The sequence below is a fragment of the Pseudooceanicola profundus genome (assembly GCF_054919315.1).
In genome coordinates, this window is sequence record NZ_CM142898.1 from 2,187,165 (window position 1) to 2,204,721 (window position 17,557).

The 17,557-nt window shown below is 63.7% G+C and carries 11 protein-coding genes and 2 pseudogenes; 6 read left to right on the forward strand and 7 right to left on the reverse strand.

Annotated features, from left to right (window positions below; translation table 11 throughout):
• Positions 1-416 precede the first annotated feature (416 nt).
• Positions 417-1,007: a hypothetical protein gene (locus ACX9MO_RS10040; RefSeq protein ID WP_462211741.1), complete on the forward strand. Its 591-nt coding sequence runs from the start codon at positions 417-419 to the stop codon at positions 1,005-1,007.
• 187 nt (positions 1,008-1,194) lie between these two features.
• Here the strand turns inward: ACX9MO_RS10040 and ACX9MO_RS10045 are convergent, their stop codons facing one another.
• Both ACX9MO_RS10045 and ACX9MO_RS10050 read right to left on the reverse strand, forming a co-directional pair.
• On the reverse strand, positions 1,195-1,527 hold the full coding sequence (locus ACX9MO_RS10045; RefSeq protein WP_462214499.1) for a hypothetical protein: 333 nt from the start codon (positions 1,525-1,527) through the stop codon (positions 1,195-1,197).
• Positions 1,528-1,702: 175 nt separating this feature from the next.
• Positions 1,703-2,257: pseudogene (locus tag ACX9MO_RS10050) on the reverse strand (MobA/MobL family protein); the annotation flags it as partial.
• 73 nt (positions 2,258-2,330) lie between these two features.
• Between ACX9MO_RS10050 and ACX9MO_RS10055 the strand changes: the two are divergent.
• Positions 2,331-2,609: a hypothetical protein gene (locus ACX9MO_RS10055; protein WP_462211742.1), complete on the forward strand. Its 279-nt coding sequence runs from the start codon at positions 2,331-2,333 to the stop codon at positions 2,607-2,609.
• Here the strand turns inward: ACX9MO_RS10055 and ACX9MO_RS10060 are convergent.
• Positions 2,581-3,696: an AAA family ATPase gene (locus ACX9MO_RS10060; RefSeq protein WP_462211743.1), complete on the reverse strand. Its 1,116-nt coding sequence runs from the start codon at positions 3,694-3,696 to the stop codon at positions 2,581-2,583. The genes ACX9MO_RS10055 and ACX9MO_RS10060 overlap by 29 nt on opposite strands.
• Positions 3,697-4,533: 837 nt before the next feature.
• On the opposite strand from ACX9MO_RS10060, the gene ACX9MO_RS10065 reads away from it, so the two are divergent.
• On the forward strand, positions 4,534-9,591 hold the full coding sequence (locus ACX9MO_RS10065) for a VWA domain-containing protein (protein WP_462211744.1): 5,058 nt from the start codon (positions 4,534-4,536) through the stop codon (positions 9,589-9,591).
• A gap of 316 nt (positions 9,592-9,907) precedes the next feature.
• On the opposite strand, the pseudogene ACX9MO_RS10070 reads toward ACX9MO_RS10065, so the two are convergent.
• Together ACX9MO_RS10070 and ACX9MO_RS10075 are read right to left on the reverse strand one after the other, a co-directional pair.
• A pseudogene (locus ACX9MO_RS10070) lies at positions 9,908-11,134 on the reverse strand (IS3 family transposase).
• A gap of 178 nt (positions 11,135-11,312) precedes the next feature.
• The gene (locus ACX9MO_RS10075; protein ID WP_462211745.1) at positions 11,313-11,453 is read right to left on the reverse strand and encodes a hypothetical protein; all 141 of its coding nucleotides are present in this window, start codon (positions 11,451-11,453) and stop codon (positions 11,313-11,315) included.
• Here ACX9MO_RS10075 and ACX9MO_RS10080 point away from each other — a divergent pair.
• Positions 11,440-12,501, forward strand: coding sequence for an ABC transporter substrate-binding protein (locus ACX9MO_RS10080; protein WP_462211746.1), 1,062 nt, complete (start codon positions 11,440-11,442; stop codon positions 12,499-12,501). The genes ACX9MO_RS10075 and ACX9MO_RS10080 overlap by 14 nt on opposite strands.
• Before the next feature lie 74 nt (positions 12,502-12,575).
• Here ACX9MO_RS10080 and ACX9MO_RS10085 read toward each other — a convergent pair whose 3' ends face one another.
• Positions 12,576-13,511 (reverse strand): LysR family transcriptional regulator, encoded by a 936-nt coding sequence (locus tag ACX9MO_RS10085; protein WP_462211747.1) that lies wholly within the window; start codon positions 13,509-13,511, stop codon positions 12,576-12,578.
• A gap of 319 nt (positions 13,512-13,830) precedes the next feature.
• On the opposite strand from ACX9MO_RS10085, the gene ACX9MO_RS10090 reads away from it, so the two are divergent.
• Together ACX9MO_RS10090 and ACX9MO_RS10095 are read left to right on the forward strand one after the other, a co-directional pair.
• On the forward strand, positions 13,831-15,384 hold the full coding sequence (locus ACX9MO_RS10090) for a CYTH and CHAD domain-containing protein (RefSeq protein ID WP_462211748.1): 1,554 nt from the start codon (positions 13,831-13,833) through the stop codon (positions 15,382-15,384).
• Positions 15,381-16,124 carry a ParA family protein gene (locus tag ACX9MO_RS10095; RefSeq protein WP_462211749.1) on the forward strand — a complete coding sequence of 248 codons (744 nt, stop codon included), beginning with the start codon at positions 15,381-15,383 and terminating at the stop codon, positions 16,122-16,124. Before ACX9MO_RS10090 ends, ACX9MO_RS10095 begins: the two co-directional genes overlap by 4 nt.
• 54 nt (positions 16,125-16,178) lie before the next feature.
• Here ACX9MO_RS10095 and ACX9MO_RS10100 read toward each other — a convergent pair whose 3' ends face one another.
• A complete protein-coding gene (locus ACX9MO_RS10100) occupies positions 16,179-17,006 on the reverse strand; it encodes an inositol monophosphatase family protein (protein WP_462211750.1) in 828 nt (275 codons plus the stop codon).
• Positions 17,007-17,557 lie beyond the last annotated feature (551 nt).

Below are 17,557 nucleotides of genomic sequence, written 5' to 3' on the forward strand. Positions count from 1 at the left end.
CGATCACTGAGTGATCTATGGAGGTGATCCGCCTCCGCATCACGCATGGTATTGGATCACCAGTTTCGCAGGCTTAGCTGCAACAGCGCCAGTAGCCCGTCACCATCTCCACCTTGCCGAAGCGCAGGCGAGTATGGGGACGAACGTAATGGCAGCAACGAACGGCCATCAGCACGACTCCTCTCAGTCCAGGGCGAGGCCTTGAACCGGCAGGGAAAAAAGAGTATTGTGCCCACAAGTGGGAGGACACATTTCCCCTGCCTCAGAGCGACGCAGCCACAATCACCGGATGCGCTCTGAACCGGATACGGCCTCGTTTGGGTGTGCAAGACCCGCGCGAGGCCGTTTCTACATCCGGCAGCTCTTAGTTATACTGTATCCTGAATTCCGCTGCTTTGCAAGCGTGTATGTTCTGAGTGGACTTGCGTCATTATGACGTGTATGTTGATCGTATCTGGAATTCTGTAACGTCTTGGGGTCGCGCCTATATGACTGATAACGCTCTGAAAAATGCACGGGATGTGAAGTCGGCTATGGCTGCTCGTATCCAGAAGCTTGAGGAAGAGATGAAACAAGCGCGGGCAAACCTCGCAAGAGCTGAGCGATTCATCGCTGAGTATCAAGCGTTCGAATCGGGCGATTCCGAGGGTGTAGAGCAAGCCACGCCGCTTATGCCTGGGCTTCCGGATGAGAACCGGACGCCTGCGGCTTCAGGTGGTTCGAGTCTGGTTTTGCCGAGGCCGAAGAACCCCAAAAAAGAGGATGTCGCCGCCGCTACAGTCTCAATTATCCGCGAGCGCGGAGTTCCCGTGATGCGAGACGAGCTGTTCGATGCGCTAAGCGAGCGCGGGATACATATCTACGGGAAAAACCCGCAGATGGTGCTGTCGACTATGCTGTGGAGGCAGCCTAAAGTTGTGGCACGGTTGAAGCGTGGTGGCTATTGGCCTGCCGAAGATGAGGTGCCTGAGGGGGAAGAGGTCGTGTCTCGAGACGCCGAGGAATGATACATACGAATCGTCCTTGTTCATCTATCTTGCGCTTCAGTGGACATCTTGAGCCTCTGTCTTGCACGGGGTGTCGGTTCTTGTGTGCTGCGTTGCTCCGATCTGGAGTGATGCGGTTGGGCTGTCGCGCTTGCCTGTGAGCGTTCAAGAGACGTGAGCCGGGCGCGGATTGTGTCCCGAAGCATGATCAGCTCACGAAGAATACGGCGAACAGGGCGCCTACGAATGCGCTGCACATTGCCCACAGGAGTGGGCGCAAGCGGCCTGCGCTGGCATTGGCTGGGACCTGATGCTTGGCGAGAAGGTGCCTGGTTCCCTGGATTGTGGTTTCCAGTTCGCCAAGGTTGGCGATGATCCTCGACAGCTCCGACTTGATGTCCTTTGCTGACGTCTGTTGATCGCGCAGGAGGGAAAGCGTTTCCGCCACCCCTGCGATGACCCGCTCCGTGCCCCGTGCTGCTGCGGTCGCAGCTGAACGGGTGTCGCGAACCTCCTTCTCCCAATCGATTGTATCGTGCATTCAGTTTCTCCATGTCTTGGTTGATGGTGTGGATAAGATGGTTTGCATCGGCTCGTGTGTGGCCGCTGTCGATGCTCGTCCACTCCTGCTTTCGTCTGGGAATCTTACCTTCAGCCGTGATCCGTCGAGCTCCAGCTCCCTCGTGAATTGTCGGGATCGTGGCGATGCCGCGCGACGCGTATGATCGGTGATCGATCATCGACGCGTCTGGGTAGCCCCAGGTTCGCATCATCTCGTTGTGAAGATGCGCCCATTCTTCTGCGGCAGCTTCCACGGCGTTCTTGCGCGCCATTCCGATCACGCTCCTTGGCCTGCCGCGTCCGCCGGTCTTCTGGTGTAAATCGAAGCATACGAGGTGGAAATGAGGGTTGGCGCGGTCGTTGCCACTCTGGTCGTGTATTGCGGCGACATATCCGGCTTGACCCTTGGTGATCTGCTCGGCGAAAGCCTGCATAAGTTGGATGCGTTGGGATGGGGACGCTTCCACGGGCAGTGCCACGATGAAGCGCTCGCAAACACGGCCTTTTCGCCGCGCTGCTTCTGTCTCCGCGCGGACGGCTGTTAATGCATGTGATGGCGAGGAAAGCCGTGCAGCGACTACGCTGCGAGCGGCGGTTTTCCGAGTGATGTATCTCAGGTGCGCCGAAGTCTGGCCTGCAATAGCGCGTCGGTTCGCGCCGGCCTTCGGGGAGAAGGTCCGAACGCTATGTCTGAATGAAAATAGTGCCATCTGCCCATTTCGCTGCCGAGGACAAAATCCCTATTTTGTCCGTTGTGCGCCTTACAAACTGGACATAGGGAAGATGATCATGAACGAAAAAATGGAGCGGTCGCTTGAGGGTGTTCTCATGAATGCACTTCGGCATTGCTCGCGTTACCGGCTTTCTCAGCACGATCTTTCGCGGACGCCAAGGAGCGTTCAGCTTGGTATCGCATCGCGGATGATGGACTGGCTCGAAGAAGAAGTCGCCATTGCGGAAGCGACGGTGAGCGGAGGGGCAGGGGCGCGCCCCTCCGGTTCAGACGACGATACGTTCACGCCCCGACATACGCTTACTCGATCAAGGTCCCAGGCGCGCTGACGGCCTTCGGTGAAACCCTGTAGCCTTCACCAATGCTTTCGATGTGCCCATCGGTGACCAGGCTTTCCAGCGCGCGCTTGACAGCCTTGCGTAGGCTGTCGGGGTTGTCGCGCACCTTGCTAAATGCGGCGCCGCAGCTTGCGCCTACGGCGGTCGCGTGCACGATCCCCGCTGGGTCCTGAGCGGCGAACTGCTTCATGAGCCGGAGAACGTCCTCTTGGCGCGCATCGGCCTGGCCGCGTGGCTTCTTGTTGTCATTCGCCGGACTTGCGATTTTAGCGAGGGCGCGTGCCTCCATCGGGCGGGCGACAGGCACAGATACCGCCTCTCCATCTTCGTCGAAGCCGACCCGGTGGCTGGTGACCTCGAATGGAATAGCTCCGACCTCTTGGGCGTTCTTTTGCTTCTTGGCGGTGAGGAAAACCACCTTCGTCGGCCCGTTCTCGGGGGCTTTGTTCAGCATGCAAAGAAGATCGAGGTTGCCCTCGAAGGCTGACGATCCGCGAGGGCGGTCGGAACCGCTACTGCCGACATGATGCACGAACAAGACTGCGGCATTTGCCGACTGTGCGATCCTGCCCGCGTTTCCCACGACTGCGCCCATTGAGGACGAGGAGTTTTCGTCCGCATCGCCAATGCAGCGGTTCAGCGTATCGAACACCACTAATGCCCGATCGGCCTGATGCTCGGCTTTCTTGGCCTCACAGAGCGCGGTGATCCTCGCGACGCATGAGGGATCGGTCAGGTCAGGGGCGTCATGCACGACGTAAAAGGGTGCGGTCGCGAAAGAGGGATCGCTTGCATAGGGAAACGCCCGGCACAAGACGCCGTGAGGGTCTTCGGCGGCGAAGTAGAGGACGACAGAGTTCTTGACTGCGAGGCCGCCGAAGTTCCGACCCTGAGACACATGGGCTGCAAGGGCCGCCACGATTGTCGTTTTCCCGAGGCCGGGTGCGCCGGCGAGCATTCCGACTTCGCCAGGCCAAAGCAGGTTCTTCACGATGTAGGGCCGATTCAGTTCCGGCCGGAAGTCGGCGGCTTTGGTGCACAGTGGTTGGTGCAGTGAGGTTTCGGTTCTATATCCCATGGCAATTTCCTTCTGGGGTGTATGGAGCGGCTTGATTGCTGCTCCCTCTGAGAAGGACATTGTTCCGATGAGGTCCGGACAAAAACGAAATCGGAAAAAAATTTCCCCGGACGGACGGACAGGACCCAAGACCCCCTGAGGGGCTTGGGTCCTGTCCGTCCGTCCGGCGTGAAGTGCTTTCAATCCGTTCTTAATCCACGTCCCGATCAAAGTGGGGCTATTTGTGGGTCGATGTGTTGACAGGTCTTACAAAATACAATAATAACAATATATTAGGTTAGATGTTCGTCGGACACCTCCTCCGCCACTTATTGCTATCATGTGTTTCTTATTTGAATAATTTAGACTCGTGGAGTTGTTGTCCCCCAATTTATCCCCCGGTGCGTTCGGGGCCGGTCCTCTGACGTTTGATGTTCTTGAGGCGGGAGTGTCGACGACCCGGCAGGCGCGAGCACGAGAGCCCTGGCGCCGACTGAAGGTCTTGATTGTGTGCGCCAGGCTTGCCCCGCGTTCGCTGTGGGTGTCGTTGCCCCGACAGCTTGTGCATGGGTGCGTTCCAGCGGCCGGGCTGGCATTCAGCGCCGAGCTGCGAGGCTGCTCCATCCCGGCACAGAGGCCGCTAGCGACCGTGCGTGCGATTTCATCGGCGTCGAGGCCAACGTGGCATTTGGGATCATGTGTCTTCCATTCTTGGACGGCTCTCGTAAGCACACTTGCAGACATAGAGAAAAATGCGAACGATCGGCACGCGTCGTCGTGATACGTCGCGCAGCAAGTTGAAAGTTGGACCGTTTTTCTAACGGATTCCGAACAAGGATTTTAAGACAAGGGCATTCGATGGCTGACGATTTTGGCACTACGGTAGAAACCTCTGGAACCTTACTGATCGGGCGGAGCGTAACCGGCGTCATCGATGTCTCTGGTGATCGCGACTGGTTCGCGGTTCAGCTGGTTGCCGGCCACCAATACACCATCGAACTGGAAGGACAGTCGACCGGGGCAGGGACTCTCTACGATCCGATGATCCAGGGCGTCTACACCGCCGCCGGGAGCCAGATAGCGAATTCCAGCGATGACAACGGCGGCGACGGACGTAACAGTGAACTGCTCTTCACCGCGACGGAGACCGCTACCTACTACATCTCGGCGAGGGCAGCCTCGAGCTCCTACGTGGGCTCCTACCGGCTGTCGATTTCCGATACGGCGAATGCACCTGTCACGGGGGCGGTGGCGATCACCGGCTCCGCCCGGCCCGGCGAGGTGCTGGTCGCCGACACCTCCGCTCTCGGTGACGAAGACGGGCTGGGCGAATTCCTCTACCAGTGGTTCCGCGACGGTGTGGTGACCGAAGGTGCGACGACCGATCGGATCACGCTGGGGGATAGCGATATCGGGTCCACCTTCTCGGTGCAGGTTTCCTACGAAGACGGGGTGGGGGCGCTCGAAAGCCTCACCAGTGCGGCCAGCGCCACAGTTAGTAACCACGCCGAAGGCGACCCGGGCAGCGTGGAGCGACAGGTCTCGGTCGGGACCTTGTATGGCCAGCAAACCGATCCCGCGATGGCGACGCTGTCGGATGGGCGGTTCGTCATCGTCACTGCCTCCTCGAGCGGTGTCTTCGGGCAGTTCTACAGCGCGGCCGGCGCGGCGGAAGGGCCGCGTTTCCAGATCGACGAATTGCAGAACCGCTACCAGTACAACCCGGAGGTCGCCGCGGATGGCGACGGCGGCTTCTTCGTCGTCTGGCAGGGCAATGCAGTGGACGGCACCGGATACAATATCCTCGCCCGGCATTATGACAGCGCCGGACAGGCCATCGGGTCCGAAGTCCAGGTCAACACCGAGGTTGCCGGCCGCCAGATCGAGCCGCGCGTGGCACAACTGTCGGATGGCGGTCACATCGTGATCTGGCAATCCGGCCCGGAGAACCTTAGTGACCTGACGGTCGGCCAGGACGGCTCCGGCTGGGGGATCTTCGGCCAGCGCTATGATAGCGCGGGCGTCGCCGCTGGCGGGGAGTTCCAGGTCAACACGCTGAGCGAGCACCACCAGTGGTCTCCCAGCGTCGCGGCCCTGTCCGATGGCGGTTTCGTCGTCACCTGGTCCACCCGGAACGGCAACACGTCCGACACCGACATTCACGGCCAACGGTATGACGCAAGCAGTGTGGCCGTCGGCGAGGAATTCGTGGTGAACAGCCACACCGACGGGAGCCAAAGTTTCTCAGATGTTACGGCGCTTTCCGGCGATCGCCTCCTCATCACATGGTCCTCCTTCGACGAACGCGCCGTGATCGGACAGATTTTAGACAGCGCCGGCACGCCCTCCGGAGAGGCCTTCGAGATCAGCAGCAGCGAGTCGGCCAGCGTCACCGATACCAGGTATCCGAGCGCTACGGCTCTCTCCGATGGGGGCTTCGTTGTTGTCTGGTCGAGCAACGCCTATCCCAACGATGCCCTCTTGGGGCATCGCTTCGACGCCTCCGGCGCCTCGGCCGGCGGCATCTTCGAGATCAACCTTGACACCAACGGCGAGCGGACGCCCATCGACAGCGGCACCGAGGGTGCCGTGACTGCGCTGGAGGACGGCGGCTTCGCGGTTGCCTGGGAGATTGACTACCGTAACGGCCTGAGCGGCCGGATCTACGCCGACAACCATTTCCCCGCCGGGGAAGTTGTGATCACGGGTGACGCGGCCGAAGATGAACGCCTCCGCGCCGATACCTCGTTCCTCTCCGACGCGGAGGGCCTTGGCAGTCTCAGCTACCAGTGGCTGCGGGATGGCGTCGTGATCAACGGCGCGACCGAGGACGGTTTCACATTGAACCAGCAGGACGTGGGCACCCAGCTATCGGTCGTCGTGACCTACATCGACAGCGAGGGCGCGCTGGAGACAATGACCAGTGCCGCCACCGATGCGGTCCGGAACGTGAACGATGCCCCCACCGGGGTCTTGGGCCTCCAACGTTCCATTACCGAGCGCAGTCTCGCTACCGCACGGCTCAACAGCGTGGATGATGAGGACGGGCTGGGCGAGATGGCGTACCAGTGGTTGCGGGACGGCGAAGAGATCGAGGGCGCGACCCGGCTCACCTACCTGCCGCGTCAGATTGACGTAGGCACGCAACTCACCATCCGGGCGACCTACACCGATGGGCAGGGCACAGTCGAGACACTGACATCTTCCCCGAGCAATCCGGTCATCAACGTGAACGACACCCCGCGCGGTCAAGTCGTGATCACCGGGTCGCCGGTCCAGCACGAGGTCCTCACTGTGGACACCTCGGGTCTTACGGACGCCGACGGGCTGGGCACCTTCTCCTACCAGTGGCTCAGCGATGGCGCCGTTATCGACGGGGCGACGGAGGCGACCTTTGCGCCCGGCCAGGCACAGGTGGGCCGCCAGATCTCGGTGCAGGTCTCCTACACCGATGCCTATGGCACCGAGGAGAGCGTTACGAGCGCCTCCACTGCAGAGGTCACCGACGTCAACGACCAGCCCACCGGCACCATAGCGATCACCGGTCTTGCGCTGCAGGGCAACGTCCTGCGCGCCATTCCCGCTGACCTCGCGGACGAGGACGGACTGGGCTCCTTGACCTATCAGTGGTTCCGGGATGGGATCGCCGTCACCAACGAGACCGGTTCAACCTATACCGTCACCACCAACGACTTCGATGCCTTCCTTACGGTCCGTGCGACCTATGTCGACGGCTTCGGCACGACCGAGACCGTGACCTCGGAGCCCGTGGGCTTCGGCGCGCGGGTTGAGATGACCTCGCGGCCCAGCGTCAACCCGATCACCCACCTCGGCGGTGAGTTGAACGAACGCTTCTCTGGCTATGAACAAGGCGACCTGCTGGCGGGCGGCAACGGCCATGACACCATTCTCGGCGGCGACGGTAACGACACGATCCTCGGCTATCTTGCGGATGCGCAGATCGAGGGGCCCGGCGAACAGTACAACTACGGTGAGGCGGTGTTGGCCGACTACAGCCCCCTGACCGTCTCCATGACAAGCGTGCAGGAAACCTCGGCCAGCAGCGTGACTGTCTCAGGCTTCGTCTCGCCGGAGGTCTTCACGACCGAAAGCGCGGATGTGGTTGTCGTGATGGATATCTCGGGCAGCACCTCAAGCGGCTTCGTCGGGACCTACAACGTGCCCGATGCCAACCGGGATGGCACGGGCGGTACCGTACTGGACGCGGAGATCGTGGCCTTCGACAGCTTGATGGAGTCGATCACCAACGAGGCCCGCATGGGCGACTCCGTGGTCACGTTGATCCCGTTTTCCTCCGGAGCAAGCGTCTATGCACGGGGCACCGCCGGGGCTGATGCGAACCAGGATGGCCTTGCCGATATCGTGCGCGCCTCGCAGAACCTGCGCTCCAACGGTGGGACTGATTTCCTGCCGCCGCTCGATCTCGCGATCTCGCATTTTCAGGCTTCCCCGGCGGAGCAGCGAATTCTCTATTTCCTCTCCGATGGCGAGGCCAGCACCTCCGGGGTGCCTTATCGCGTACAGCAGTTGCAAGCCCTCGGGGTGGATGTCCGCACCTATGCGGTGGGCACGGATGCCTCCGAAGACAACATGGATTACATCGACGACGGTATCCTCAATGGTAGTGCAACCGTCGTGGCCGATCCCAGCCTGCTCTCTGCGCGGCTGACCGAAAGCACAATCGACCGCAGCGCGATTTCAGCCGTTCAGGTGCTGCTCAACGGGCAGGTCGTCAACACCTACGATGCCTCGATCCTCACACCCTCCCCCTTCGGACTGCGCTTCGATTTGGACGTGGACGGGTTGACCAGCGAGACTGACACGGTCGAGGTCCGCGTCATCGCTGCCGATGGGGCGAGCACCACAGTCAACGTCCGAAACGAGATCTACGACGCTGGTCCAACGGATCACGACGTGCTCTATGGCGGCAACGGGCATGACAGCATCGACGGCGGCCCCGGAGACGATGTGCTCTACGGCGGCGAGGGGGCGGACAGCCTGATAGGCAACTACGGCGACGATACGCTCGACGGTGGCGTGGGTGTGGACACGGCCCTGTATGACCTCGACCGTGCCGATGCCTTCATCATTCGCTACGGCGACGAGGCAACAGTAACCTCGTCTTACGGGACAGACGTATTGCGCGCCGTCGAACTGCTTCAGTTCAATGACGAGCTTGTTCGGTTCTCCTCGTTGCCCGACACGGCGCTGATCCGTCACCTCACCCTGACAGGCTCGACCGGCAACGATGTCATGCGTGGCGAAAGCGGGAACGACACGCTGCATGGCGAAGATGGAAGCGACACACTGATCGGCAACGCCGGGAACGACGTGCTGATCGGCGGCAGTTCCACCTTGGACGTGCGGGACGTGATCTACGGCGGCGAGGGCGACGACAGTATCGACGGCGGTTATGGCAACGACGAACTTCGCGGGGATGCCGGTACCGATACGATCACCGGGGGCTTCGGCGTCGACACAATCTTCGGCGGCGATGGCAATGACGTACTGACCGGGCAGGCATGGTCGGACCTGATCTTCGGCGGCGCGGGCGACGATTTCATCAACGGCGGCTTCGGATTCGACCGCGTTAACGGCGGCATCGGCGCAGACCGCTTCTATCACCTCGGCACGGAGGGCCACGGATCAGACTGGATCCAAGATTACAACGGCGCCGAAGGCGACGTGTTGATCTTCGGCCAGACCGGGGCCAGCGCGGACCAATTCCAGGTGAACTTCACCGAGACGCCCAACGCCGGTGCGGACGGCGTGGCAGAGGCCTTCGTCATTTACCGACCCACGGGGCAGATCCTGTGGGCGCTCGTCGATGGCGAGGCACAGCGTGAAATCAACCTCGTCCTCGGTGGTGAGACCTTCGATTTGGTCTACCCGTAGTCTCGGCCCGAGCCTGCGTCTCGGCGGTCTTCGGACGTTCGACGCACGTGCGATCCCGCCCGAGATCCACCGCGGAAGCGGATATTCCGGCAAGCCTGCCTTGCCGGGATCGAGGTGCTCGGCACTGAGGGCGGGAAGCGCACTTGCAGCGGGGCCGCAAGACAACTGAAGCATCAGGCATGAGCGGCCTACGCTCCTCGAACCTCCGAAGCCCATTTGGCAGGGTGCTGAAACAGGTCTGAGGAGCGCGCCACTCGCCTCGCTCGTCAGGCCCCGGTGGGCTGGTCTGCCCCTCTTGGGGGGCGCGGTTAGAAGGTTAGTGCATGATTGGCCTGTGTTCCATCGGGATGGTGGTCTCGGGCGCTGGTGGCCGATAGCCCAGAGCGCTGTGTGGTCGCACGGTGTTGTAGTGGCGGCGCCATCTTCCGATCAGGATCTGCGCCTCTCTCAGCGAATAGAAAATCTCGCCGTTGAGCAACTCGCCGCGGAGCCTTGCGTTGAAGCTTTCGACGTAGCCGTTCTCCCGAGGCGATCCAGGCTCGATGTACGCCGTTCTGGCTCCGACAGCTTCGATCCACTCTCGGACCTTGATGGCGATGAACTCAGGCCCGTTGTCCGACCTGATCTACGCCGGCGGGCCGCGCAGGATGAACAGATCGGTCAATGCATCAACGACGTCGGCGGCGTTGAGCTTGCGCTTTACTCGGATCTTGAGAACCTCTCGGGTATGTTCGTCGATGATGGTGACCATGCGGTAGGCGCGCCCATCCGCTGTCCGGTCCTGTCTTGGACAAAGCCAAAGGACCAGACGTGGTTCGGGCGTTCCGGCCTCAGCCGTACGCAAGATCCATCCACTGCCCGGCAGGGCATTGCGCAGCAATGTCCCGAGAGGGGGCCAGCCAGAGCCGACCGCGTTTCTTCCGTTTTGGCGGGACCTTGAGCCCTTCACCCCGCCAGATCCGTTCCACACGCTTATGGTTCACACACCAACCAGCCTGAACCAGCATCCCGGTCACCTGCCGGTAGCCGTATCGGCCGTAGAGCCGTGCCAGTTCGATGATGTCCGCTGTCTGGCGTTCTTCATCGTGATAGCCAGCGGGGACCTTGCGCTGCGTGGAACGATACTGCTCCGGAGCCCGGCAGGCGCGGCGTTCGCAAACGCCGAGCTCCTGACGAACATGGTCGATACAGCGGCGGCGACGCGAAGAGCTCAATAGGGCTGACACGTTCAGGGCCATAAACCATCCACCGGATGGTTTGCCTTATGCCCTTCATCCCGTGCTGCCTTCGACAGAATGAGCTTGTCCAGCGTCAGGTCTGACACTGCGCGCCGAAGCCGGGCATTCTCCTACTCGAGCTCCTTCAAACGCTTCAGTTGATCGCGGATCATCCCGCCATGTTCACGCCGCCAGCGGTAGTAGGTCTGCTGCGTCACGCCGATCTGCCGCACCGCGTCCGCGATCTTCGCGCCCTGACCCTGTAGTACCTCGACCTGCCGCAGCTTCGTTATGATGTCTTCGGGCTTATCTCGTTTGCCTGCCATCGTCGTAGTCCTCCATGATCCGGGATAAACTATCCCTAGGAATGGACCACTTCAGTGGGGCAAGACCAACCGGACAAGGAGGATTGGCGCACCGTCAGGCGTGCACGGCTGGCATGATTTGGGGAGTGGCCTGGGGGGAACACCGGCGCGGACGGCTCCCGCGCCAGTGTCGCGATCGTCAGAGCAGCAGGTTGGGCAGTACGTAGACGATGCCCGGGAAGACCGCCAGGACCATGACGAAACCCACCATGATCAGCAGGTAGGGCAGCACCATGCGGGCGATCCGCCCAAGCGGTTCCTGCGTGATGTTCTGGATCACGAAGAGGTTGAAGCCCACCGGCGGCGTGACCCTCGCCGCGCCCCTGCTGGCGCAGGGCCTCAAGAAGGTGAAGTTCGCGAATTCCTGGCTGCCCGAGGGCTCGAACCTGCCGGCCTACGTCGCACTTGGGAAAGGCTACTGGGAGGCGCGCGGCTATGACGTCGAGATCACCCCGCGCGTCAGCGGCGAGCAGATCTCGACCGGGGAGTTCGACATCGGTTTCCTCAACGGCTCGACCCTGCCCGTGCAGCGCGCCCGCGGCGTCGACCTGATCGCCGTTGGTCAGATGGACTACAAGACCACCATGGGCGTCGGCCTGCTGGCCTCCTCCCCCATCGCCTCGCCTGCCGAACTGGCCGGGCATTCGCTGGGCTCCTCGCCGCGCTCGTCGGAATATCCCTTCCTGCCCGCCTACGCCAAGGCGGCCGGCCTTGACCTGTCCGAGGTCGAACAGGTGCAGCTGGACAGCCAGGTGCGGGAAACCGCGCTGCTGCAAGGCACCGTGGATGCGATCACCGGCGTCGGCTCGTCGATCCTGTCAAAGCTTCTGCCGCAGGGCGAGAAGGTGAAGTTCATGCTCTATAACGATGCCGGGCTGGACCAGCTGATGGGGCAGACCATGGTCGTGACCCCGGCGATGCTGGACAAGGACCCCGAGATGGTCGCCGCCATCGTCGACGGCATGATGGAAGCCATCAAGTTCGCCGCCCTGAACACGGAAGAGGCGATCGAGACTTTCCTGGGCCAGGTCCCGGAAATGGCGCTGAACGCGGTCGCCAAGGAACAGCTGGCGCTGTCGCTGGGCATCACCCAGACCATGAACCTCGTGCCCGAGGTGCAGGAGAACGGCATCGGCTTCATGAGCGCCGACAAATACGTGGGGATGTGGAACCTCGCACAGGAATACGTGATCAAGGAAGGCACCCCGGCCCCCGCCGCCGACAAGCTGATGGTCAACGATTTCGTGGGCAAGCAGGCCTATACCCCGGCCGAGTGGGAGGCCCTGAACGCGCGGCTCGAGACCTACAAGTCGCTCTTCGCCGTCTGATCCGCCCGGACGGGCTTGCGCCACGGGGCCTCTCGGGCCGCGTGGCGCAACGCGCCCGCCCCCAGCGGGCGGGCTCAGCCGCCGATCTGGTCCTGCAGGCGATCCTGGATCAGCCGCAGGCATTGCGACATCGCCGCCGTCGGCACCCGGTCGCGGCGCACGCAGCAGGCCAGCATCCCTGCCGAGGGCGGCGCCTCCCGAATCGCCACATGGGTCAGCCTCGGGCGGACGAGGTCCGGCCCGGGATGCCGTCGCACCTGCACGCCGAAGCCGAGCCCCGCCTCGACCATGTCGGCCATGAGCTCGAACGAGTTGCTGACGATCCCCGGCGTCATCTCCAGCCCCTGCGCCGCCAGCATCGTATCCACCACCTGCCGCAGGATGATCCCCTGCGAGGGCAGGATCAGCGTCTCGCGCACCGCGTCGGACAGGCTCACGCTGTCCTGCTGCGCAAGGGGATGGTCCGCGCGCATCATCACGCAGAGATGTGTCTGGCTGGAACTGACGACCTCGATTTCCCGCCGTGCCGCGACCCCGAGCGCAAGGATGATATCCACTTGGTCGGTCAGCAGCAGCTCCAGCAGCTGTGGTGAATTGCCCGACATCACCTCGATCGAGACGGCAGGATGTTCGGCCCGGAACTCGGCGATGAAGCCCACGCCGAATTCGCGCCCGATGGTGTCGTTCATCCCGAGTGCGACGCGCCCGCGCTGCAGGCCCTGAAAGGCGTTCAGCTCGTCCCGCGCGATGGTCAGCTCGCGCATCGCGCGGTTCACCCGGTAGAGCAGCGCCTCGCCGACGGCCGTCAGCTTGCAGGCGTTGCGCCCGCGCGCCCGGTCGAACAGCGTCGTGCCAAGCTCTTCCTCCAGCAGCTTGATCTGGCGGTTGACCGCGCTTGGCGCGATGTGGAGCACCTCTCCGGCGGCCCTGAACGAGCCGTGCTGCGCAACCTCGTAGAAATAGCGCAGGGCGGCGGTCTGCTGGATTTGCGGGACCAGTCCTACCGGCATGGCATGGGCCGCGCGATCCGGGAGCGGTCTGCTTGCGGATGGGGAACGATCTGGGCGTGACCCATGGTCTGAACATGCTCCTTCAGGCGTGGCGGCTGGTCCGTTTGTAGGCGATCCCCCCGGAGAGGTCTATTCGTGGCCATGTGACGGTCCGGTCAGTGGCCCAGTTGGCGACCCAGTCACCGACCGTTTCCGAGGGCCTGCGACCGCCCGCGTGCCACGCGCCGCCGCGTTCATCATTGCACAGTGGCATCGGCGCGTGAGAGGCTTTCATCCGGCGTGGGCGGCCCATCCGCCCCGCAGAATTGCCACCGCAGATGTGGCGAAGTGGATCGTGATGCAGCCTGAGACACAGCTTCTGTTCCTGCGCGGCGCGGGGGGCGACGCCTTCGAGGCCCTCGACCTCGGCAAGCGCGGGTTGCGGCGCGCCGAGGAGGACGAGGTGAGCCGCTTTGCCCTGCTCGACACCTTCGATGGCGAGGTGGCGGCGCGGGGGGCGCTTCTGGTGTGCAGCGGGGCCGGCGCCGACCTCATGGGGGCAGCGGCAGTCACCGGGGCGCGGCTTTCCCAGCCCCGATGCCGGCCCGGGTTCGTCAGCGAGATGCCTGCGGGGCCGGTGACATCCTGGCTGGCGGGCGTGGTCTCACCGCTGCGGGCGCTGATCGCCGTGGCAGAGGGAGAGGTGGTATATCGGCGCCTCGACCTCGTCGATGGCCGCGAGAAGACGCAGGTGCGCTGCGGGCTCTGGACCTTGCATGGTCAGACGGGCGCGCAGGTCACGATCCTGCGGCTGGAGGCCCTGCGGGGCTATGACAAGGCCTTCCGGAAGCTGGTCGAGGCGATCACGCAGGGCGACATGGCGGTGGACCTCGGTCCCCTCGCGGCGAGCGCCGCGCTGCGCGGTGTCGATCCGGCAGAGATCACGGGCGCGGTCTTCGATCTGGCGCCGGAGGAGCGGATCATCGACACGGCGACCCGTTTCCTGCGGGCACAGCTTGCCGTGGCCCGGCGCAATGAACCCGGCATCATCGCGGACCATGACACGGAGTTCCTGCATGACTACCGGGTCGCCCTGCGGCGGGCGCGCTCGGTGGTGGCGCTCTTCCACGATGTTTTCGACGCGGCGACACGGGAGGAGCTGAAGCGGCGGCTGGGGGCCTTGATGGCGCCGACCGGCGCACTGCGGGATCTGGATGTCTACCTGATCGAGCGGGACACCTATGCCAGCCTCGTCTCCGCGGACTGGCGGCGCGGGATCGAGAAGCTCTTCGACCGCCTTGCGGACAGGCGGGAGGCGGCGCAGGCAGAACTCGCCGGCTGGCTGAAGAGCCCGGACTATCGTCAGGCGATGCAGGAGTGCGTGATGCTTCTGGAGGGGCCGGGCGGCCTCCCGCCGGGGCCGAAGGCAGGGCGCAGCGCGCTGGAGTACGCGCGGCCGCTGATCTGGAAGCGCTACCGCAAGGTGCAGAGGGTGGCGGCGCGGATCGACGCAACCTCGCCGGATGCCGCGGTGCACGACCTGCGCATCCACTGCAAGAAACTGCGCTACGCGGTGGAATTCTTCGCGCCGCTCTTCGACGGGCGGGACATCGCGCGGATCCTGAAACGGCTGAAGACGTTGCAGGACACCCTCGGCAGGTTCAACGATTACGCGGTGCAGCGGCAGGCCCTCGGCGCGTTTTCCGCAGAGCTGCGTGGGAACACGCGCGACGCGATCGAGATCGCCACCAGCCTCGGCGCCCTGATGGCGGTGCTGGAGATCCGGCAGGCCGAGGAACGCGCCCGGGTCGCGGCGCGCTTTGCCCGTTTCGATGCGCCGGAAACGCACCGGGCCTTCGAAGCCGTCTGCAAGCCCGGGGGAGGGGCCGGATGAAGATCGTCGCATGCTATTCCAACAAGGGCGGCACCGGGAAGACGGCGAGCGCGGTGAACATCGCCTACGGCTTTGCCCGGCAGGGCAGGCGCGTGCTGCTCTGCGATCTGGACCCGCAGGGGGCATCCAGCTTCTATTTCCGGGTCAAACCCTCCAGGAAGCTGGGCGGCGACCTCTTCTTCTCCGACGTGAAGCGCTTCACCGATGCGATCCGGGGCAGCGATTACGAGGGTCTCGACATCCTGCCGGCGAACATGGCCTTCCGGGAGTTCGACATCTTCCTCGCCCGGATGAAGCAGGGCCGGTCCCGGCTCAAGAAGGCGCTGCGCAGCGTCAGGCGCGACTATGACGTGGTGGTGCTGGACTGCCCGCCGAATATCTCCGCGCTCTCCGAAAACGTGTTCAAGGCGGCGGACGTGATCGTCGTTCCGGTGATCCCGACCACGCTGTCGGAACGCTCGTTCGAGCAGCTGCTGGCCTTCTTCAAGGACCATGGCATCCGCCGGAAGAAGATCCTCGGCGTCTTCTCCATGGCGCAGGCAACGAAGACGCTGCACGCCGAGACGATGGCGCGGATGCGCGAGGCACACGCCCGCTATGGTCTCGACATCGTGGTGCCCTTCTCGACCGACGTGGAGAAGATGGGGCTGCATCGGGCGCCCGTGGCGACCTTCGCGAAGTTCGATGGCGCGGTGGCGGCCTATGACAGCCTCGTCGCGGAGATCGAGAGGCGCATCTGAACCGGAAGCCTGCGTCCCTGCCGTCCTCAGCAAGGAGGGCGCGTTACAGGTGCCTCAGCAGAAGGGCTGCACATCCCGCAGCACGGCGAGCACCTCGGGCGAGGCGGCCGAGATCAGACGTCCGCTGTGGCGCGTCGGCGCGTAGGCCGATCCGTCGTCGAGCACGGACGCGCCGCCCGCCTCCGCGAGGATCAGTTGGCCCGCCGCGTGGTCCCAGGGCTTGATCGTGACCGCCGTGACGAAATCGGTCTGCCCCATGGCCAGCAACCGGTACTCGTGACAGGAGCAGCGCAGCGTCTGGACCTGGCGCATTCCGTCGAAGGGCGCGATGCTGGCCGCGCGCACGTCGGGGTCGGCCTGGCTGAGGGGCACCATGCCCTCGATCTCGGGCAGGGGCCGCGGTGCGCGGGTCGAAAGCCGCTGCCGCGTCTCGCCGCGCACGAACCACGCGCCGCCGCCGCGATGCGCCATGACCCAGTCATCGCAGACCGGATCGTAGAGCAGGCCGAAGACCGTCTCGCCCCGCCGCGTCACCGCGAGGATCATGCCGAAGACCGCGAGGCCGCGGGCGAAGTTGCTGGTGCCGTCCACAGGGTCGAGGATCACGCAGGTCTCCGCTTCGGCGATCTGCGCCACGAGGCCCGGGTCGTCCTCGACGGCTTCCTCCCCCACCACGGCACAGCCGGGCAGGATCCGCTGCACGCCCTCGGCCAGCAGCACCTCCGCCTCGCGGTCGGCCACGGTGACGAGGTCGTTCGGGCTGGTCTTGGCCTCGATCTCGCTCGCGTCGAGGTGCCGGAAGCGGGGCAGGATCACCTCCGCCGCCACCTCGCGGAGGAGGGCGACAAGGGCCTCGGCGGTCAGGTCGTCAATGGTGTTCATCGGGGCCTCGGAGGTCGCTCGGGGTTTCGAAGGGGCGTCCGTCCTGCGGGGCGGCGCGGTCATGGCGTGTCGGGCGGTGAGCGTCGTGTTGCGACATCGACGCCAACGCCGGGAACCAGTACCGCCCTGCCGGCGCCATCGCAATGCCGGCGGGGCCACGGCGGGCGACCGTACCGGCCAGGACTGGCCGGGCCCCGAGCGTCAGCACAGCGGTCAGGACCTGGCGGTGCAAGACAGGCTGGATCGCAGACTGAGCCTCCAGGGACAGCTCCGATTGGAGGCGCGGCCTTGCAGCCAGAGGTCGTGGCGCAGGGGCTTTCACGAACGCGCCCGGCCTGAATGGAGGAAATGCGGCAACCTGTGCAGTGGGACGTTTCATTTGCATTACATTTGGCGCCTGAGTCCATGTCGAATATCCGGGCCGGCGTTATTCTGTAATGTCTGCAAAGGCCGTCTGCGCGGGTACGTGCCGAGAGTGTGGACTTCCATCCTGCGGGCGCAGGCCTCTTGGGCAGAGGCTGACAATTGCGGTGTGGGCGGTGGTGGCGAGG

Excerpts from the sequence above, each read along its gene's own strand:
- ACX9MO_RS10045 (WP_462214499.1), bottom strand. The coding sequence starts at position 1,527 with ATGCACGATACAATCGATTGGGAGAAGGAGGTTCGCGACACCCGTTCA.
- ACX9MO_RS10055 (WP_462211742.1), top strand. The coding sequence starts at position 2,331 with ATGATCATGAACGAAAAAATGGAGCGGTCGCTTGAGGGTGTTCTCATG.
- ACX9MO_RS10060 (WP_462211743.1), bottom strand. The coding sequence starts at position 3,696 with ATGGGATATAGAACCGAAACCTCACTGCACCAACCACTGTGCACCAAA.
- ACX9MO_RS10065 (WP_462211744.1), top strand. The coding sequence starts at position 4,534 with ATGGCTGACGATTTTGGCACTACGGTAGAAACCTCTGGAACCTTACTG.
- ACX9MO_RS10080 (WP_462211746.1), top strand. The coding sequence starts at position 11,440 with ATGTTCTGGATCACGAAGAGGTTGAAGCCCACCGGCGGCGTGACCCTC.
- ACX9MO_RS10085 (WP_462211747.1), bottom strand. The coding sequence starts at position 13,511 with ATGCCGGTAGGACTGGTCCCGCAAATCCAGCAGACCGCCGCCCTGCGC.
- ACX9MO_RS10095 (WP_462211749.1), top strand. The coding sequence starts at position 15,381 with ATGAAGATCGTCGCATGCTATTCCAACAAGGGCGGCACCGGGAAGACG.
- ACX9MO_RS10100 (WP_462211750.1), bottom strand. The coding sequence starts at position 17,006 with ATGAACACCATTGACGACCTGACCGCCGAGGCCCTTGTCGCCCTCCTC.